The 17,930-nt window shown below is 67.7% G+C and carries 16 protein-coding genes; 8 read left to right on the top strand and 8 right to left on the bottom strand.

Annotated elements, in window-relative coordinates:
- Positions 1 to 562 precede the first annotated feature (562 nt).
- Entirely contained in the window at positions 563 to 1,588 is a 1,026-nt protein-coding gene (locus tag CR157_RS02990) for a D-alanine--D-alanine ligase family protein (protein ID WP_110282041.1), read from the top strand.
- A 33-nt stretch (positions 1,589 to 1,621) separates the two neighbouring features.
- On the opposite strand, the gene CR157_RS02985 is transcribed toward CR157_RS02990, so the two are convergent.
- A complete protein-coding gene (locus tag CR157_RS02985; protein ID WP_258364050.1) occupies positions 1,622 to 3,595 on the bottom strand; it encodes a CocE/NonD family hydrolase in 1,974 nt (657 codons plus the stop codon).
- 186 nt (positions 3,596 to 3,781) lie between these two features.
- On the opposite strand from CR157_RS02985, the gene CR157_RS02980 reads away from it, so the two are divergent.
- The 3 genes from CR157_RS02980 to rlmM all read left to right on the top strand — a co-directional run bounded on the left by CR157_RS02980 (position 3,782) and on the right by rlmM (position 7,501).
- The gene (locus CR157_RS02980; RefSeq protein ID WP_110282039.1) at positions 3,782 to 5,794 is read left to right on the top strand and encodes a CocE/NonD family hydrolase; all 2,013 of its coding nucleotides are present in this window, start codon (positions 3,782 to 3,784) and stop codon (positions 5,792 to 5,794) included.
- Between the two features lie 205 nt (positions 5,795 to 5,999).
- Complete coding sequence (locus tag CR157_RS02975; protein ID WP_110282038.1) at positions 6,000 to 6,437, top strand: DUF2721 domain-containing protein; 438 nt, start codon at positions 6,000 to 6,002, stop codon at positions 6,435 to 6,437.
- On the top strand, positions 6,434 to 7,501 hold the full coding sequence (gene rlmM, locus CR157_RS02970) for a 23S rRNA (cytidine(2498)-2'-O)-methyltransferase RlmM (RefSeq protein WP_110282037.1): 1,068 nt from the start codon (positions 6,434 to 6,436) through the stop codon (positions 7,499 to 7,501). The genes CR157_RS02975 and rlmM overlap by 4 nt, the downstream gene beginning before the upstream one ends.
- A gap of 31 nt (positions 7,502 to 7,532) precedes the next feature.
- On the opposite strand, the gene CR157_RS02965 is transcribed toward rlmM, so the two are convergent.
- Complete coding sequence (locus tag CR157_RS02965; protein ID WP_110282036.1) at positions 7,533 to 7,820, bottom strand: antibiotic biosynthesis monooxygenase family protein; 288 nt, start codon at positions 7,818 to 7,820, stop codon at positions 7,533 to 7,535.
- Between the two features lie 42 nt (positions 7,821 to 7,862).
- On the opposite strand from CR157_RS02965, the gene tusA reads away from it, so the two are divergent.
- The gene (gene tusA / locus CR157_RS02960; RefSeq protein ID WP_110282035.1) at positions 7,863 to 8,114 is read left to right on the top strand and encodes a sulfurtransferase TusA; all 252 of its coding nucleotides are present in this window, start codon (positions 7,863 to 7,865) and stop codon (positions 8,112 to 8,114) included.
- 15 nt (positions 8,115 to 8,129) lie between these two features.
- On the opposite strand, the gene CR157_RS02955 is transcribed toward tusA, so the two are convergent.
- The 3 genes from CR157_RS02955 to CR157_RS02945 all read right to left on the bottom strand — a co-directional run bounded on the left by CR157_RS02955 (position 8,130) and on the right by CR157_RS02945 (position 11,522).
- Positions 8,130 to 8,846: a hypothetical protein gene (locus CR157_RS02955; RefSeq protein ID WP_110282034.1), complete on the bottom strand. Its 717-nt coding sequence runs from the start codon at positions 8,844 to 8,846 to the stop codon at positions 8,130 to 8,132.
- Positions 8,847 to 9,028: 182 nt separating this feature from the next.
- Positions 9,029 to 10,102 (bottom strand): DUF3080 family protein, encoded by a 1,074-nt coding sequence (locus CR157_RS02950; protein ID WP_110282033.1) that lies wholly within the window; start codon positions 10,100 to 10,102, stop codon positions 9,029 to 9,031.
- Positions 10,074 to 11,522 carry an MATE family efflux transporter gene (locus tag CR157_RS02945; protein WP_258364049.1) on the bottom strand — a complete coding sequence of 483 codons (1,449 nt, stop codon included), beginning with the start codon at positions 11,520 to 11,522 and terminating at the stop codon, positions 10,074 to 10,076. The genes CR157_RS02950 and CR157_RS02945 overlap by 29 nt, the downstream gene beginning before the upstream one ends.
- 149 nt (positions 11,523 to 11,671) lie before the next feature.
- On the opposite strand from CR157_RS02945, the gene CR157_RS02940 reads away from it, so the two are divergent.
- The gene (locus CR157_RS02940; protein ID WP_110282031.1) at positions 11,672 to 12,250 is read left to right on the top strand and encodes an elongation factor P hydroxylase; all 579 of its coding nucleotides are present in this window, start codon (positions 11,672 to 11,674) and stop codon (positions 12,248 to 12,250) included.
- Here CR157_RS02940 and CR157_RS02935 read toward each other — a convergent pair.
- A complete protein-coding gene (locus CR157_RS02935; RefSeq protein ID WP_110282030.1) occupies positions 12,205 to 13,068 on the bottom strand; it encodes a LysR family transcriptional regulator in 864 nt (287 codons plus the stop codon). The genes CR157_RS02940 and CR157_RS02935 overlap by 46 nt on opposite strands.
- 101 nt (positions 13,069 to 13,169) lie before the next feature.
- Here CR157_RS02935 and CR157_RS02930 point away from each other — a divergent pair, with 101 nt between their 5' ends.
- Together CR157_RS02930 and CR157_RS02925 are read left to right on the top strand one after the other, a co-directional pair.
- A complete protein-coding gene (locus CR157_RS02930; RefSeq protein WP_258364048.1) occupies positions 13,170 to 15,443 on the top strand; it encodes a thiamine pyrophosphate-dependent enzyme in 2,274 nt (757 codons plus the stop codon).
- A complete protein-coding gene (locus tag CR157_RS02925) occupies positions 15,440 to 16,480 on the top strand; it encodes an ACP S-malonyltransferase (protein ID WP_110282029.1) in 1,041 nt (346 codons plus the stop codon). Before CR157_RS02930 ends, CR157_RS02925 begins: the two co-directional genes overlap by 4 nt.
- Positions 16,481 to 16,484: 4 nt before the next feature.
- Here CR157_RS02925 and CR157_RS02920 read toward each other — a convergent pair whose 3' ends face one another.
- Together CR157_RS02920 and CR157_RS02915 are read right to left on the bottom strand one after the other, a co-directional pair.
- A complete protein-coding gene (locus tag CR157_RS02920) occupies positions 16,485 to 16,964 on the bottom strand; it encodes a hypothetical protein (protein ID WP_110282028.1) in 480 nt (159 codons plus the stop codon).
- Between the two features lies 1 nt (position 16,965).
- Complete coding sequence (locus tag CR157_RS02915; protein ID WP_110282027.1) at positions 16,966 to 17,853, bottom strand: TatD family hydrolase; 888 nt, start codon at positions 17,851 to 17,853, stop codon at positions 16,966 to 16,968.
- Positions 17,854 to 17,930 lie beyond the last annotated feature (77 nt).

Here is a 17,930-nt window from a genome sequence, read left to right as displayed (position 1 = left end):
AACCCCGAGCACATCCGTGTTCGGGGTTTTTTCATGGGCATGGGGAGACCCGCGCTTTATCTCGTGGGGCCGCTTCGCGGACCGGCCCCTCGCCGGCTCGGGGCGTTCGACCGCCCTCGCGGCGGTGCCGCGAAGGGCCGGGCGGTCTCACCCCCATGCGAGAGTAGGGTGAGCGCCGCCCGGACAAGGCATTGCCTTGTCAGGCGCGAACGGGCGAGGGATGCAAAGCCGCGAAGCGGCGCCCCGAGCCCTGGCTCAAGCCCACGCAGTGGGAGAAGAGGCGTCAGGCACTTCTTCAGAGAAAACCCCGAGCACATCCGTGTTCGGGGTTTTTTCATTTCTTCCCGGAGTTCAGGGCCAAGATCGTGGCTGCCTGCCTCCAGCCGGCGTCTCCATCGCCCAAGTCGCCCTGCACACGGCCTGAATACCAACCTCGTTCAGACTCGGATCCGCAAGGCCAAGCGGCAAAGCCGGGCACCCGGACGGATACCTCGGTCATGCCAGAGCCTGGCGTATACTTTTCTTACCTTGCGTGAGTTGGCGAAAGGGGGAGGACTATCGGATGCAACACCTGAACGTGACCGTGCTGCTCGGCGACCCCCGCCTACCGTATGCCTATGCCGTCGATGGGGTGTTCGGTGCCGAGGAGCTCGAGGCGGTCGAGCAACTGCGCCGTGCCTTGGAGCGCCTATCGGGGTATCGCTTCAGCTACCTTGATGACCATGCCAGGCTAATCGACGACCTGCGCACTCATCCTCCCGATCTGGCGCTGAACTTCTGCGATACCGGGTTCCGCAACGATTGGGATTTGGAGCGCAATGTGCCGGCATTGCTGGAAATCCTCGATATCCCCTATACCGGTGCCGACCCGATGAGCATCAGCCTGACCACCGACAAGGCCTTGGTTCGTGCGCTGGCGGCTGGGCAGGGGATTCCCGTGCCCAACGAGACCTACGTGGAGCTGTCCGCCGATCCTCTGGTACTGCCGAGCATCTATCCCTGCCTGATCAAGCCGAACAGCAGTGGTGGAAGCTTCGGCATCACGCGGGACTGCGTGGTGCATGACGCCAGCGAGGCGGAGGCCTATCTGCGCTGGCTGGCTGAGGAGCTTGCGGTCGCGGATGCGCTGATCCAGGACTTCCTGACCGGCCCGGAGTATACCGTGGGGCTGGTCGGCAATCCCCAGACAGGCTTCACGGTGCTACCGCCGTTGGAGATCGACTATAGCGCTCTCGACCCCGTTCTGCCGCCGATCCTCACTTACGGCTCGAAAGCCGACCCTGACTCGCCGTACTGGAAGAAGCTGAGTTTCCGTCGCGCGGAGATCGACGACGTCAAGTGGAGCCAACTGGTCGATTATTCCGTGAAGCTGTTCCGTCGGCTGGGGCTGCGTGATTACGCCCGCTTCGACTTCCGCGAAGGCGAGGATGGGCAACCCCGGCTGCTCGATGCCAACACCAATCCAACCTGGTACTGGGACGGCAAGCTGGCGCTGATGGCCGAGTGGGCCGGCTACCCTTATCACGAGCTGCTGAGCTTGATCCTCGAGGCGGCGGCAGCGCGCTACGAACTCGGCGGGACGTCCTGACCTGGCGGCACACCACGGAGACGTATGGGTTATTCACAGCAGCTCGCGGGCGACTTCCTCGTCCCAGTCGCGGCGGGCGAATAGCGTGCCGCCGTCGTAGGCTTTCAGTATGCCGCGGATGCGAAAGCTCTGCGGTGTTGCGGTGAGTTGCGTGCGGCACTCCAGTCGCGTGGACCAGTCGCCACGTCGATGCGTGGTGGTCTGTTCGACCGTCGATTCGGCCAGCTCCGGGTCGTAGTCGTGAATGCGGTAGGTCTTGGTGATGGTGTAGCCGACGGTCAGGTCGATATCCTCGATCCGGGCGAGGGCAGCGTCGCCGAAGTCTCCGCCGGTGGTCGAGATGCGGTAGACCGTCATGCCGGTGGTCAGGTCCCGCTCGACCTGACGGCGGAGGGGCGCGACGGTGAGCGTCGTCATCTCGGGCATGGGAGCGCGCTCCGGCGGTTCGAAGACTCGTAGCTCGGCGTCTTCCGAGCGCGGCGGTCGTGCCGGAAGCCGTAGTTGGCTGGTACCGGTGTAGAGGGTCAGGTTGACGGGCTCCGGTGCCGGCCAGATCACCGGCCAGTAGCTGGTCGAGATCGCCAGGCGGATGGTGTGTCCGGGGGCGAAGGCATAGGCGATGTCGTTCAGCTTCACCGTCACACGATAGCGGTGCCCGGGCTCCAGCGGTTCGGGATGTTCGCGACTGTCGCGCTGGGTCAGGTTGAGAATGCCGTAGCTGACCCGGTCGGACGCGCCGTCGGGGGCGACATCATTGAGGCGTACGATAACGTAGGCGACAGGGCGGTCGGCTGCCAGTTCCAGTGAGACGATGGGAGCGCCGAGAATTTCCAGGCGCTCCGTCAGGGGGTCGGAGTCGAAGACCAACGACTTGCCGTCGTCCTCACGCTGGTCCGTGGGCGATTCGCCTTCCGCCCCGAAGCCGTACCAGTCCCCAGCCGCCAGCCCGGTGGTTTGCGGGGAAGCGATCCGCATCCGGTCTTCGCTGTCGGGGCGTTCGCCCAGCGACAGCACGTTGAGGTAGAAGGTGCGCGGTTGCAGGCGTCCCGATGGCCAGGTTTCCTCCGCCACCCAACGGCCCGGCCTTTCCGCGTGCATCGGGGCGGGCGGCACGTATTCCTCCATCCATACCCGCAGCATGGGTTCGTCCATGAGCCCGCTGTCGATTCCCTTCAGCCAGTGATCCCACCAGCGCAGCGCCTCCTGGAAGAAACCGATGGCCGGGCCGGGCAGGGCGGCGTGGGGGAAGGCGTGCGACCACGGTCCGATCAATGCCTTGCGCGGTACCTTCAGGCCGGCCATAAGGCGCGGAATGGCATCCACGTAGCCGTCGGCCCAGCCACCCACCGCGTAGACGGGACAGGCGATGGCGCCGAAGTCCTCGCAGATCGAACCATGCTTCCAATATTCGTCACGCTGCGGGTGGCGCATCCACACCAACGGGTAGAACGGCGCGTTGTCGATCCGGTGGCGCCACTTTGCACGCCAGTCGCCACCCACGATGTCGGGGTCGGGGGGCGTGGTGGCGCAGGACAGCAGGACCGAACCCCAGCCGAGGTTCTCGTTGAGCAGGCAACCGCCCTGGTAGTGCACGTCGTCACTGTAGCGGTCGTCGGTGGAGCACATGGTGATGATGGCCTTGAGCGGCGCGGGGCGCATGGCGGCGACCTGGAGCGCGTTGAAGCCGCCCCAGGAGATGCCCATCATGCCGACCTCGCCGTTGCACCACGGCTGGGCGACCAGCCAGTCGATGGCGTCGACGGCGTCATCGAGTTCCTGCTGCAGGTATTCGTCCAGCAGCAGCCCGTCGGAATCGCCGCTGCCGCGCAGGTCGAGCCGGATACAGGCATAGCCATGCCCGGCGAAGTAGCGATGCAGGGGTTCGTCGCGCAGGCGCGTGAAATCGCGCTTGCGATAGGGCATGTACTCCAGGATGGCCGGTACGGGGCTATGCTCCGCGTCGCTGGGTAGCCAGACGCGAGCCGCCAGCCGGATGCCATCGGACATGGGAATCCAAACGTTTTCTATGACCCGGACTTCGCGCGGAAAGTCATGGACGATTTTCATGGCACCCTCTGTGGGGCCTGTGGAGGAGAGTGCGCCGCAACGGCGATGCATGTCCTAATGATATACGATAAAAAGGCTTCCACTGGCCCGGCATCGGTGCCGGCCCCATAGTCGGGGGAACGCGAAATGAACGATGGGCACGCGGCCGCGGTGACGGTCATCGAGAATAGCTGGATCCCCATGCCCGACGGTTGTCGCCTGGCCGCCAAGTTATGGCTTCCCGCGGATGCCACGGACCACCCGGTTCCCGCGATCCTCGAATACATTCCCTATCGCAAGCGCGACTTCAGGGCCGTGCGTGATAGTGAAATCCACGGTTTCTTGGCTCGTCACGGCTATGCCAGCGTGCGCGTGGACCTGCGCGGCAGCGGCGATTCCGATGGCGTACTTCACGACGAGTACCTGCCCCAGGAACTGGCCGACGGCGTCGAGGTGATCCGCTGGATCGCCGCCCAGCCGTGGTGCAATGGCCGTGTGGGGATGATCGGTATCTCCTGGGGCGGTTTCAACGGTCTGCAGATCGCCGCCTTGCAACCGCCCGAGTTGCAGGCCGTGATCACCGTCTGCTCGTCCGACGACCGCTATACCGACGACGTGCATTACATGGGCGGCTGTCTGCTGACGGACAACCTGTCGTGGGCCTCGGTGATGTTGTCCTATAACGCCTGTCCGCCGGACCCGGCCATCGTCGGCGAACGCTGGCGCGATCTATGGTTCCAGCGCCTCGAGGAAAGCGGACCGTGGCTCAAGACCTGGCTGGAGCACCAGCGGCGCGACGCGTTCTGGCAGCATGCGTCCGTCTGCGAGGACTTCGCGGCGATTCGTTGCCCGGTGTTCGCGGTCAGCGGCTGGGCCGACGGTTATTGCAACACCGTGTTCCGGCTGATCCGCCATCTCGACGTACCGCGCAAGGGCCTGGTGGGCCCTTGGGGCCACAAGTATCCGCACATGGGCGGTCCCGGTCCCTCCATCGACTTCCTCGGCGAATGCGTACGCTGGTGGGACCGCTGGTTGAAGGACATCGATGACGGTGTCGACGCCGAGCCGATGCTGAGGGCCTGGATGCAGGACAGCGTATCGCCCATCAGTGACGATCGCCCCGGGCGTTGGGTGGCCGAGGACGAATGGCCGAGCCGGCGCCTTCAGACCCGGGCCTATGTCTTGACCCCGGGGCGGCTCGAACCGGGTGGTGACAACGCCGTCACTAATGCGCCTCCGCTCGAGATCCGCAGCCCGCTCAGCGTGGGGATGTTCGCCGGCAAGTGGTGCAGCTACTCGGAAAGCACCGATCTGCCCACCGACCAGCGCCTGGAGGATGGCGGTTCGCTGTGTTTCGACACGGCGCCGCTCGAGGAGGCCGTCGAGATCCTGGGGCAGCCGGTGGTCGAACTCGAACTGTCGGCGGACCAGCCGCAGGCGATGGTCGCCGTCCGGCTGTCCGATATCGGCTCCGAAGGCACGGTGACGCTCGTCACCTACGGCCTTCTGAACCTGAGCCACCGCGGCGGGCATGCCCGGCCCGAACCGGTTCGCCCTGGTGAGCGGTATCGGGTTTCGGTGCGGCTGAATCACGTCGCCCAACGGTTTCCGGCAGGCAACCGCATCCGGGTGGCCATCTCGACGTCCTACTGGCCGCTGGCCTGGCCGTCGCCGGTTCCCGCGGCTCTGACGCTTCACCCCGGCGGTCGTCTCCTGCTCCCTTCGCGCCCGTTGCGGGAGGCGGATGCCGGCCTGCTCGATCTCGGCGTGCCACGAGTGGCGCCGGGGCCGACGACGACGCTGCTCGTGCCGGCGCATCGCGAATGGACGGTACTGTTCAACCTGGCCACCAACGAGGCCACCCTGCAGGTCATCGATAACGATGGCCAGTGGCGCCTCGACGAGTTGGGCCTCACCATTGGCTACGACGTCACCGAGCGCTATCGCTATGCCAACGACGATTACGCCACGTTGAGAGGTGAGGTGGTCAATAGCCGCAGCTTCGAGCGAGGCGACTGGCGCATCGTCGTGGCCACTCGCACGCAGTTGACCTCGACGCCGACACACTTCCACTTGAATGCCACCGTTGATGCCTACGAGGGCGATGAGCGCGTCTTCTCCACCACCTGGAATGAAACCGTGCCGCGCGACAACATCTGATGCTTGCCGCGAAACGGCGCCCCGAACCCTGGCTCAAGCCCACGCAGTGGGAGAAGGGGCGTCAGGCACCTATCCCGAAACCCCAGCCTCCTTCGAGGCTGGGGTTTCTTCATTTAGGGGCCTCCCCATGGAGTCGAGTCGCCGGCAGGAAACGTGGCTGATAAGATAGCGAGCTTTGCCGATCATGCCTTTCTGGAGCCGAGCCTTGACCCTGACGACCCCGGCGCTGCTGTTTCCCGCCATTTCCTTGCTGTTGCTGGCCTATACCAACCGTTTCCTGGTGCTGGCCCAGCTGATCCGCAAGCTGGCCGATGAGGAACGCAACCAGCACCAGGACGTCAATGCCAAACAGATCCTGCTGCTACGCCAGCGGATTTCGCTGACCAAGCGCATGCAGCTGGCCGGAGTGATGAGCTTTCTGCTGTGTACCCTCTCGATGTTTGCACTGTTCCTGTCGCTGGAATTCACCGGTATGGTGCTGTTCGGCATCAGCCTGCTAAGCCTGTCTGTCTCGCTGGTCTATTCCCTGTGGGAGATCCAGATCTCGACCAATGCCCTCAATGTGCAGCTACAGGATATTGAGGACGTGCTGACGTCGGGCTCGCCCGCTGAATCGCCTGGCAAGTCGGGAGAAGACGCATGACGTCTCCCGTCGAACTGTTGTGCTATTGCCGCCCGGGGTTCGAACCGGATCTTGCCGCCGAGATCACCGAGAAGGCCGAGGCCATCGGGTGGACGGGGCAGGCGCTCTTCGATGCCAATGCCGGCTTCGTGCGCTTCCGGGTCGAGGGCGATGAGCCGGTCAATGCCCTGCATCGCGAGCTGCCGTTGATGTCCCTGGTATTCGCGCGCCAGAGCCTGGTGGCACTGCCGCCGCTGTCACTTGCGCGCGAGGACCGCCTGACCCCCATCGTCGAACAGGTCGTGGCCAGCGGCTGGAGCTTCGAGTCGCTCTGGCAGGAGACGCCCGACACCAATGACGGCAAGGCGCTGGCTGGCCTGATCAAGGCACTGAACCGACCGCTGGAGTCGGTGCTGAAGAAGCGCAAGGCGCTGCGGCGCAAGGCCGGTGGGCGGCGCCTGCATCTGCTCTGGGGGGCCGGCGACCGGGTACAGCTGGGCATGAGCTTCCCCGGTAACCGCAGCGAGATGCCGGGGGGCATTCGCCGGCTACGTTTCCCCCACAGTGCCCCGAGTCGCTCGACCCTGAAGCTCGAGGAGGCCTGGCACGAGTTCGTGCCCCGGGAGCAGTGGGACACGCGACTGGCCGAAGGGATGCAGGCCGCGGATCTCGGCGCCGCTCCCGGCGGCTGGACCTGGCAACTGGCGAAGCGCGGAATGCACGTCTATGCCATCGACAACGGCCCCATGGACAAGGCCTTGATGGCCACGGGGCTGGTGGAACACCTGCGTGAGGATGGCTTCGTCTGGGAACCACCCTATCGTCTGGACTGGCTGGTCTGCGACATCGTCGACAAGCCGTCCCGGGTGGAAGCGATGATGGAGCGCTGGCTGGTGCGGCGCTGGTGTCGCGAAGCGGTGTTCAATCTCAAGCTGCCGATGCGGCGGCGCTGGCCCGAGGTCGCCTCCTGCCTCGAGCGTCTCGCGCAGGCACTGGCGGAGGCCGGGATAGCGGCAGAGATCGGCTGCCGTCACCTCTATCACGATCGTGAGGAGGTGACGGTGCACGTGCGGATCACGGACTGATCCGCACCGTTGACGAGTGGCGGGCGTCCGGCTACCTCGTGGGTTCGTAGATCCGGATGCGCTCGTCCTCGGTCAGCAGGGGCAGGAGACGCTGTATCACCCGGGCGCGCTCCTCACTGGTGTACCATTCCTTCCAGGCGCGCAGGTCGCGCCACTTGGTGATCATCAGGCGTCGGTCGCTGTGCCCGAGCTCGACGAGGCTCTCGCCGCCCACGAAGCCGCGTGCACCCAGGGAGTGGCGCATGGCTTCACGAGCGGCTACCTCGTATTCCTCCTCGAGTCCGGGCATGATGCGACGTTCGATAATGATCTTGATCATCTAGTTGCTCCCTACTGATTGCTTCCCACGACGAGGTCATCGATGGTTGATTCCACTGATTCCCCGCCCGATTATCAAGCAGAACTCGACACCACCGGGCTCTACTGCCCCGAGCCGATCATGCTGATGCACAACAAGGTGCGCGACATGCGTGCCGGCGAAGTGCTCAAGGTGGTCGCCAGCGATCCGGCGACCACCCGGGACGTACCCAGGTTCTGCAGCTTCCTCGGACACGAGCTGGTTCATCAGCAGGAGCTCGATGGCTGTTATCTCTACTTTATCCGGTTGGGGTAAGCGACGGCCCTCGGCTCAGCCCGACGGCGGGCCGGTCTCGTCATCGGGCATCACCATCAGCGCCAGTGCCTCCAGGGTGGCGGGATCCTCGCGGCGAATGCGGTTGGCGATCCGGCGCTGGAAGAAGTAGACCACCCGATGACGGCTGTGGCCGGGGTAGAGGCAGGCGTCACCGGGGAGGATCGGCGTCGAGTCCACCAGTCGCTCGTCGGCCAGCAAGGCCTCCACCGAGCCATCGTTGTAGAGTCGCCAGCCGAATACCTGTTTGAGCTGCCAGGGGGCGTCGCCCTCGTCCATGCACAGGGCGTGGGTGCCCTGGGTCTCGGGGAGCTGCTGGATGAGGGTGGTCTCGCTGGTGTCTTCGTAGTCGAAGTAGGCCGCGGCGTGCTCGAGCTCCAGTACCTTGTGCTCGGGGGCCGATTCGAAGAGCTCTTCGGTCTCCGGATCGCGATACCCGACGAAGCTGCCGTGTTCGGGGTCATCCAGGCGGTGACAGGGAGTCAGCGCCTCCATCCAGGGCACCAGTCCGACCACCTCGCCATCCTCGCGCAGGCCCCAGGCGAGCAGTGGCATGCCATAGAGGGTGTCGGGGCTGGAGGCGAGCCGGTAGACCATCTCCAGGCTATCCAGTTCGGGAGCCAGGCGGATCAGGCGGCGCCTGGCACGCTGACGCTGGCGCATGATCTCCAGGTCGATGACCTGGGCCGGGCGGGGTGACAGCGGGATACCCATGATCTCCCTCCACGTGCTGCGTGTTCACGGCATCGGCTTCTGGGGGCCGTCGGGCCTGACGCTGATCCGTTGCGAAACCAGGGATGCTCGCCACGATCGCTCAAGCCCGGCAGGCCCTTGGGCCGGACGGTAGCGCACTGCGTCACTCGTTGCACAACCAATAGCACAGTCGCTCTCGCAGGTTAAGCCCCTCGGGGCAAACGGCAGCGGCGGGCGAGCTCCTCCCGCAGGGACTCGTGGCGCTCGCGGGCGGCGTCGAACGCCGGCAAGGGGGCCTCGGGGGCCTCCAGCGAGAGCCAGCGACGGCGATAGTCGGCGACCGGCTCGGGCCCTTCGGTCTGGGCCGCTAGCAGTTCGTCGATGGCACCGAGCCAGCCCCTGGCGGTCTTCTCGAGCCGTGCGAGCCAGGCCTCCAGTCGTGCGTGTTCGGGCGACTGGTGAAGCGCGTCGGGGAATCCCGACAAGCGGGAACAGCTACGCTCCAGGGAATGCTCGAGCAACTCGGAAGCCTCCTCCAGGCGCTGCTCGGCCAGCAGCAGGGTGCGCAGCAGCTCGGCGGAGAAGGGCCGGGTCCGCAGCGTCTTGAGGTGGCCTTCCAGGGTCGCCGAGTCGGGCTGCCAGCCGGGATCGAACTGGTGGAGGGTGGTGTCACGCAGGTAGGCCAGTGCGGCGAGCTGGTCGTCATGGGGCCGGGTTTCCGCCGGCGAGAGCGGCGAACTGGCGCGGGAGAAGCTGTCGGCCCATTCGCTCGAGTCGAACAGGGCGTTCCAGCTGACCCGCGGCAACTGCTCCGTCTTGGCCTCGGTGAGCCGTGCCAGGCGCTCCCGGTCGCTCTCGGCGAGGGTCTCGGGCACCTCGCTGCGCCAGCAGGCATCGAGGCGGCGCCACAGTTCCAGCTCATAGAGCCAGCGCTGGCTGGCGGGCGCCACCCGGCCGAGCTGGTTGTTGCGTCCGGCCACCAGGCTGGTGATATGACACTCGCGCAGGGCATAGACGTTGAGCATGCCGTCGCGGGTCTCGGGGATCTCGAGCAGGCGCTCGCGCTTGTCGGGGAAACTGCCGATATTGTCGGGTGAGCGGGGGGCGGGGGCCTCGAGCCCGAGGCTGGCGGCGAGGCGTTGCTGGTACTCGGTCAGCAGGGTGTCGCTCTCGCCGCCAGCGCTACCACCGCAGCCGACCAGCAGGGCGGCCACTAGCACCAGCCATGGCCAGTGGCGGGTGCATCGCTCAGTCCCGAGGGAGTTCCAGTCGCCCATGCGCCACCGCCTTGCCCATTCGCCGCAGGCGCTCGCCGAGGAGCAGGGCCGCTACGCTGAGCCCGGCGATCAGGCCGATCCAGTAGCCGTGCACCCCGAGCGGCTCGGTCCAGCCGAACGGCCCCCGGGTGCCGAGCCAGTGCCCGCCCCCCAGCCCCACCAGCCAGTAGGCCACCAGGGTGATCAGCATGATCACGCGGGTGTCCTTGTAGCCGCGCAGGGCACCGGCCAGGTTCACCTGCAGCGAATCCGACACCTGGAAGATCATGGCCAATATGACCAGCGAAAGCGCCAGGCGTTGCACCGCCACATCGTGGGTATAGAGCGCGATCACCGGTTCGGCGGTGAGCCACAGCAGCAGGCTGTTGAGCCCCGCCACCAGCAGGCTGATGACGATGCCGTTCCAGGCCACCAGGCGGGCGAACTCGGGCCGGCCCTGCCCCAGGGTGTTGCCCACCCGCACGGTCAGCGCCATGCTCAGCGACAGCGGGAGCATGAACAGGATCGAGGTGTAGTTCAGCGCCACCTGGTGGGCCGCCACCGTCACTTCGCCGAGGCTGGCGATGAACAAGGCGATCAGGGTGAACAGCGTCACCTCGACGAAGATCGCCACGCCGATCGGCACGCCCACGTAGAGCAAGCCGCCGATCAGGCGCCAGCGCGGCGGCGTCGGCGTGTGCCAGAGCTCGATGTCGCCGTAGATGGGGCTCTTGTGCGTATAGGCGCTCATTGCCAGGCCCATCACCCACATGGAGAGCGCCGTGGCGATGCCGCAGCCCAGGGCGCCGAGCGCCGGCAGCGCCTGCACCCAGCCCGGCAGCCAGGTGCCGAACAGCCCGCTGAGGCCAGCCCCGCCATAGATCAGCACGAAGTTGCCGGGGATGTTCACGCCGAGCCCGATCAGACTGATCCACAGCGCCGGTCGCGTATGGTTGACGCCGTCGGAGAAGGCGCGCAGCGCCTGGAACAGCGCCACCCCCGGCATGCCGAAGGCCACCGCCGCGAGGTAGGCGGCTGCGCCGCTGGCGACCTCACCGGGAACGCCCAACAGGCGAAAGATCGGCATCACCGAGAACCACAGCAGCCCCGCGGCGGCGATGCCGAGCACCAGGGCCACCCACAGCGCCTGGTGGACGTTGGGGCGGATACCGGCGAGGCGTCCGCCCCCGAGCAGCTGGGCGACGATGGGCGTGAGCCCCATCAGGGTGCCGGTCATGAACAGCATCAGCGGCAGCCACAGGCTGGAGCCCACGGATACCGCGGCCAGGTCGGTGGCGCTCAACCGGCCGGTCATCATCACGTCGACGACGCTCATGCCGGCCTGGGCGAGCTGGGCGCCGCAGATGGGCAGGGCGAGGCGGATCAGGGGTCGCGCTTCCTTGCGACTGGCGGCCAGAAGGTCGGAGGCAAACTGGGCCAAGGGGAGTGCTCCAGGCATGGGTCGAGAGATGGCCCCGACACCGCGGGGCGAACCGGTTAGTCTATCAGCCGTTGCCAATTTTCGCCTCGGCCGTCGTACCCCTATAATGGCCCGCTTTCCTGGCCCGATTCCGCCTACAGGGAGCTTGTGTGACCCATCGACTCGAGGATGTCATCACGCTGTTCGACGGCCTCTTCCGGGAGCCCTTCGGCACCCGGCTGGTGCGTGGTGGCGACGAGCCTCTCTACCTGCCGGCCGACGCTGCCTGTCCCTGGCATCGGGTGATCTTCGCCCGCGGCTTCTACGCCAGCGCGCTCCACGAGATCAGTCACTGGTGCATCGCCGGTGCCCGGCGGCGCGAGCTGGAGGACTACGGCTACTGGTACCTGCCCGACGGACGCGACGCCGCCGAACAGCAGGGCTTCGAGGCCGTCGAGGTGGCGCCCCAGGCCCTGGAACTGCTCTTCTCGCAGGCCTGCGGGCTGCGCTTCCATGTCAGCGTCGACAACCTGGGCGGGGAGGTGGCGGTCGATCGTGACGCCTTCCGTGCGCGGGTCGAGGCGCGGGCGGCGCGCTATGAGCGCGAGGGCCTGCCGGCCCGGGCGGCGGCCTTCCGGACGGCGCTCGAGGGCTTCTATCGCGGCGGCCTCGATCTGGCCAGGGCCCTCGAGGCGGGGCGCCGTCACCTGGCGACACCGGTCCGCCCCCTCGCTTCCCAGGCCTGCTGACCCAGCGCCAGCAATGGCGCCAGGGCCGGGGTGGCGCCGCGGGCCGGGTAGGCCACGCCGATGGTCTGGTGAATGTCCAGGCCCTCGAGGGGGCGGCACTGGACGTCGTGGCGGGCGAGAATCTCCGGCCAGGCCGGCACCAGGGAGGCGCCGATGCCGGCGGCCACCAGCCCCAGGGTGTACTCGATGGTGCGCAGTCGCGCCCTGACCTGGCAGCGCACGCCGGCCTCGTTGAGGGCGTCGGCCAGCCGCTCCATGGCGGCACAGGGGTGGCGCCAGATGAAGGGCAGTTCCGCGAGGTCGTCGAGCGTGATCCTGCCCTTCAGCAGCAGCGGGTGCCCGCCGGGCAGGGCCAGTCGGTAGCGGTCGTACCAGATCGGCTGAAACGCCTCCTGGGGCGCCAGCTCCTGCTCGCCGATGATGCGGGCGTCGCAGGGCTCCTCCGGATTGACCAGGGTCAGCGCCAGGTTGTCGCCCTGGCCGATGTACTCCTTGAGCAGCGTCGTCATGCGGCTGGCCCCCAGCGAGCGCATCAGCCCGAGGCGCACCGGCATGGTCGGCGAGGGGCGGCGAAACAGCCGCGTGATCGCCTGCAGGTCCTCGCTGACCTGCTGTGCCAGCGGATAGAGCCGCTGTCCTTCCTCGGTGGGGGTGATGCCGCGGCGGTGACGTTCGAACAGCGTCGTGCCGAGCCGCTCTTCCAGTTGGCTCAGCGCCGCCGAGATCGACGGCTGGGCCACGTGGCAGCGCCGGGCGGCGGCGCTGATCGAACCGCCCTCGAAGGCGGCGATGAAGTAGCGCAGGCTGCGTACATCCATAGGGGTATCCTGTAGCTGGTGCAGGATATCGATATTATTCCTTTGTCAGGCTCGCGCGCTAGGCTATAGGCAATACACCATGCCGACGGGAGTCTTTCATCGTGGCCGCCCCTTTGCCCCATCACAGCCCGCCTCACCACAGCCCGCCCCGGGACCGCCTGCCCCAGGAGAACCGCTTCTACGCCGCCCTGCGTGACGGCGACTGGCCCCGACCCGAACGGTCCTGGCGGCTGGGCGATGTCGGCCTGAGTGCCACCGCCCTGGCCGAGCTGTTCGAGTCCCAGCTCATGAGTCGCCACCTGGACCTGCATGCCCGGCGGCTGCAGGCCCGGGGCGAGGCCTTCTACACCATCGGCAGCGCCGGCCACGAGGGCAACGCCGCCATCGCCCGGGCGTTCCGGGCGACCGATCCCGCCTTCCTGCACTACCGTGATGCCGCCTTCCTGATCCAGCGCAGCCGCGCCGTGCCGGGGCAGACACCGCTGTGGGACCTGCTGCTGAGCTTCGCCGCCTCGGCCGACGATCCCATCTCGGGCGGCCGGCACAAGGTGCTGGGGTCCCGTGCCCTCAACGTGCCCCCCCAGACCAGCACCATCGCCTCGCACCTGCCCAAGGCGGTGGGCGCCGCCTACAGCCTCGGGCTGTGGCGGCGCCTGGGCGGGGGCGGCGAGTGGCCCGCCGACAGCGTGGTGCTGTGCAGCTTCGGCGACGCTTCCTTCAACCACTCCACCGCCCAGGGGGCGCTCAATGCCGCCGCCTGGGCGGCCTACCAGGGTACGCCCATGCCGCTGGTGATGATCTGCGAGGACAACGGCATCGGCATCTCGACCTCGACGCCCCGGGGCTGGATCCAGGCCGGCATGCGCGCACGCCCCGGCTTCCACTACCTGAGCTGCGATGGCCTCGACCTGCTCGACACCTGGCGTGCCGCCCGTGAGGCGGAGCGCATCGCCCGGACCCGCAAGCAGCCGGTGTTCCTGCACATGCGCTGCGTGCGACTGTTCGGCCATGCCGGCTCCGATGCCCAGCAGGCCTACATGACGCCGCAGCGCATCAAGGCCGACGAGGCCCGCGACCCGCTGCTGGTCAGCGCCGGCCTGCTGCAGCGACATGGCGTGCTCGACACGGATGACATCGCGGCCCTCTATCGGTCGGTGGGCGAGCGCGTCGCCCACGTGGCCGAGGAGGCGATTCGCCGCCCCAGGCTGGTATCCGCCGAGCAGGTCATGGCGAGCATCGTGCCGCCGCCCCGGCCCGGTCGACGCCGCCCCCGGGAGGAGGTGGTGGACGCCACGCCCGCACCCATGGCCAAGCTGCTCAACCAGGCGCTGCAGCGCCTGATGGCCAGCTACCCGCACCTGGTGATGGCCGGCGAGGACATCGGCCGCAAGGGCGGCGTCTACGGCGTCACCCAGCGGCTGCAGGCGCAGTTCGGCCCCCATCGGGTGATCGACACCCTGCTCGACGAGCAGAGCATCCTGGGACTCGGTATCGGCCTGGGCCACAACGGCCTGGTACCGATCCTCGAGATCCAGTTCCTCGCCTACCTGCACAATGCCGAGGATCAGCTGCGCGGAGAGGCCGCCACCCTGAGCTTCTTCTCCAATGGTCAATACACCAACCCCATGGTGGTGCGCATCGCCGGGCTCGGCTACCAGAAGGGCTTCGGCGGCCACTTCCACAACGACAACGCCATCGCCGTGCTGCGCGACATCCCCGGCCTGCTGGTGGCGTGCCCGTCCAATGCCGCCGACGCCGTGGGGCTGCTGCAGGAGGCGGTGCGCCTGGCCGACGAGGAGCAGCGCATCGTGGTCCTGCTCGAGCCCATCGCCCTCTACCACCATCGCGATCTGCTGGAGGAGGGCGACCAGCGGTGGTGCTTCGCCGACCCGGGGCCGGAACATCGCCTGCCGGTGGGCGAACTCGGCTGTTGGGGCGAGGGGCGCGAGCTCGCCATCGTCACCTATGGCAACGGGGTCTACCTCGCCCGTCAGGCCGCCGCGCGGCTCGAGGCCGAAGGCATTGCCCCGCGCATCGTCGACCTGCGCTGGCTCACCGCCATCGACCACGACGCCGTGTATCACCGGGTGGCCGACTGCGACCAGGTCCTGGTGGTGGACGAGTGCCGGCGCTCGGGCTCGATCAGCGAGGAACTGGTCACCGCCCTGGTCGAGCGTGGCGTCGAGAGCCGCCGCCTGCATCGCCTGACCGCCGAGGACAGCTTCATTCCGCTGGGCCGGGCCGCCACCGTGACCCTGCCGTCGAGCGAGGCGATCGCCGAGCGGGCGCGACACCTGGTGAGGTCCGGTTGCAAGGAGGAAAAGGCTGCCGACGAGGCGGCCCAGGGAACACTGGCAGGGAGCGATGAGGCATGAGCGGGACGCGCGAACGGTTGCTGGTCGTCTGTCCGGGACGCGGTACCTACAACCAGACCGAATGGGGCAGCCTGCTCCGGCACGCCGCCGGCAGCGAGTGGCTGACGCGCTTCGACGCCCGGCGGCGCGAGGCGGGGCTGCCGACCCTGAGCGAGCTGGACGGCGAGATGCCCTTTCGCCAGAGCCTGCACGGGCGAGGCGAGCACGTCGCACCGCTGATCCACGCCTGTGCCCTCGCCGACCTGCTGGCCATCGACCCCGGGCGCTACGAGATCGTCGCGGTCACCGGCAACTCCATGGGGTGGTATATCGCCCTGGCGGCGGGGGGCGCCCTGGAGCACGAGGAGGCCTTCACGCTGATCGGCAGCATGGGGCTGATGATGCAGGAAGCCCTGATCGGCGGTCAGCTGCTCTACCCCTGGGTGGACGAGCAGTGGCGGCCGCAATGGTCGCGGCGCCGTGAGCTGCTGGCGCTGATCGGGCGGCTGCACGGCGAGGAGGAGCGGGAGCTCTACCTGTCGATCGAGCTGGGCGGCATGCTGGTGTTCGGCGGCAACGAGGCGGGGCTGGCCGCGCTGAGCGAGGCGCTGCCGCCGCGGGAGCGCTTCCCCTTGCGGCTGCCTCAGCATGCCGCCTTCCATACCCCGCTGCAGCGGGAGGTGAGGGACGCCGCCCGTGAGCGGTTCACCGCCGCCCCCTTCCGGGCGCCGCGGGTGCCGCTGGTCGACGGTCGCGGCCATGTCTGGACGCCCTGGAGCAGTGATCCCCAGGCGCTCTGGGACTACACCCTCGGCGAACAGCTGGTGGCGCCCTATGACTTCACCGCGGCGCTGCGCGTCGGGGTGCGCGAGTTCGCGCCGGACCGCATCGTGATTCCCGGCCCCGGTGCCACCCTGGGCGGCGCCACGGCCCAGGCACTGATCCAGCTCGGCTGGCAGGGGCTGGACGACAAGGCGGCCTTCCAGGCCCGCCAGGCAGAGGACCCGCTGTTGATCAGCATGGGCATCGAGGCGCAGCGGAACCTGGTGGTTGGTTAGGCGCTTAGTCGGGAAGCCCCAGGCGTTGGTGCAGTAGCAGCATCACCTCGACCTCGTGCTCCGGCCGCAGCGGCTCCAGCCCCAGTTCGCCGAACAGCTCGCCCCGGGCCCGCGACCAGTCGCCGGGGTCCAGGGCGGCATAGAGGGTCTCCGCCGGGGCCAGCTCGACGAAGGGGTCCAGGCCATAGGTGTCGAAGAGTCGCGAGAGCGCGGCCTCGTCGTCACCGACACCGGCGGTGTAGAGCGTCTCGCTGAAGTGGTCGTTCTCCAGCTCACGGATCACGTCCAGCGGGCTCACGCCGATGCTGTTGAGCTCCTCGAGACTGTACCCGCCCAGCGAAACCAGTTCCTCGTTCAGCCAGTCGTCATCGGGCTGGATCAGGGTGTGCTTGATGCGTCCATCGCGCAGCGTCCAGGCGACGGCCAGCGGCAGGCCGCCGTCGTCGCCGGTCTCCACGGCGATGAAGCCGGGAACCTCATCCATGTCATTGCTCCTCGGGTTGAGCGTCATGTTGTGCCTGATCGGCCGGCAGGCGGAAGAAGGCCCGGCTGGTGGCCGTGGTGGCGCGGGCCAGCTCGAGTTCCGCGATGCCTCGCCAGTGGGCGATCTCCCGCACGATCCACGGCAACAGTGCCGGCTCGTGACGTCTACCCTTGAGTTTGGCAGGTAAATTGCGCGGCAGCAGGTAGGGACAATCGGTTTCCACCATCAGACGGTGCAGTGGGATCTCGCCGACCAGCTCGCGCAGATGATGGCCCCGGCGCTCGTCGCAGAGCCAGCCGGTGAGGCCGATGTGCAGGTCGAGATCGAGGTAGCCGTAGAGGGTGTCGCGGTCCGCCGTGAAACAGTGCACCACGGCATCGGCGAGGTCGTCGCGCCAGGCGTGCAGCATCTCGCGCATGCGCCGGCCGGCATCCCGCTCGTGGAGGAACAGCGGCTTGCCGCTCTGCGCCGCCAGGTCCAGTTGGGCCTCGAAGGCACGCTCCTGCTCGGCGGGGGTGGAGAAGTTGCGATTGAAATCCAGGCCGCACTCGCCCACCGCCACCACCTCGGGTAGGCGATGCAGCGCCCCCATGGCCCGCGCCAGCGCGGCGTCCCAGCGGCTGGCGTCATGGGGGTGTACCCCCGCGGTGGCGTACAGGCCGGGAAGGCGGCGGGCGAGCGCCACCGCCTGCTCGGCATGCTCCCGGTCGGTGCCGGTGAGGATCAGGGTGGTGACGTTGGCCGCCCGGGCGCGAGCCAGTACCGCCTCGAGGTCACGGGAAAAGCTGTCGTGGGACAGGTTGGCGCCGATGTCCACCAGCGGCGCCGGCGAGCGCAGCCGCAGCGCCTCGGGCAGGAAATCGTCGAAGGTCTCGGTCGGATCCACCAAGGCGGAACTCCTCTGGTCTTGAAGGCCGGAGCAATCCGGGCGCGCCGCATTGTACTCGGGATCGGGTCCCGGGACAC

Origin of the sequence: Halomonas sp. LBP4 (assembly GCF_003202205.1) — a bacterium.
Lineage (GTDB): Bacteria > Pseudomonadota > Gammaproteobacteria > Pseudomonadales > Halomonadaceae > Halomonas > Halomonas flagellata.
Note: the sequence above shows the minus strand (reverse complement) of the source record. Positions and strands in the feature narration are given on the sequence as shown.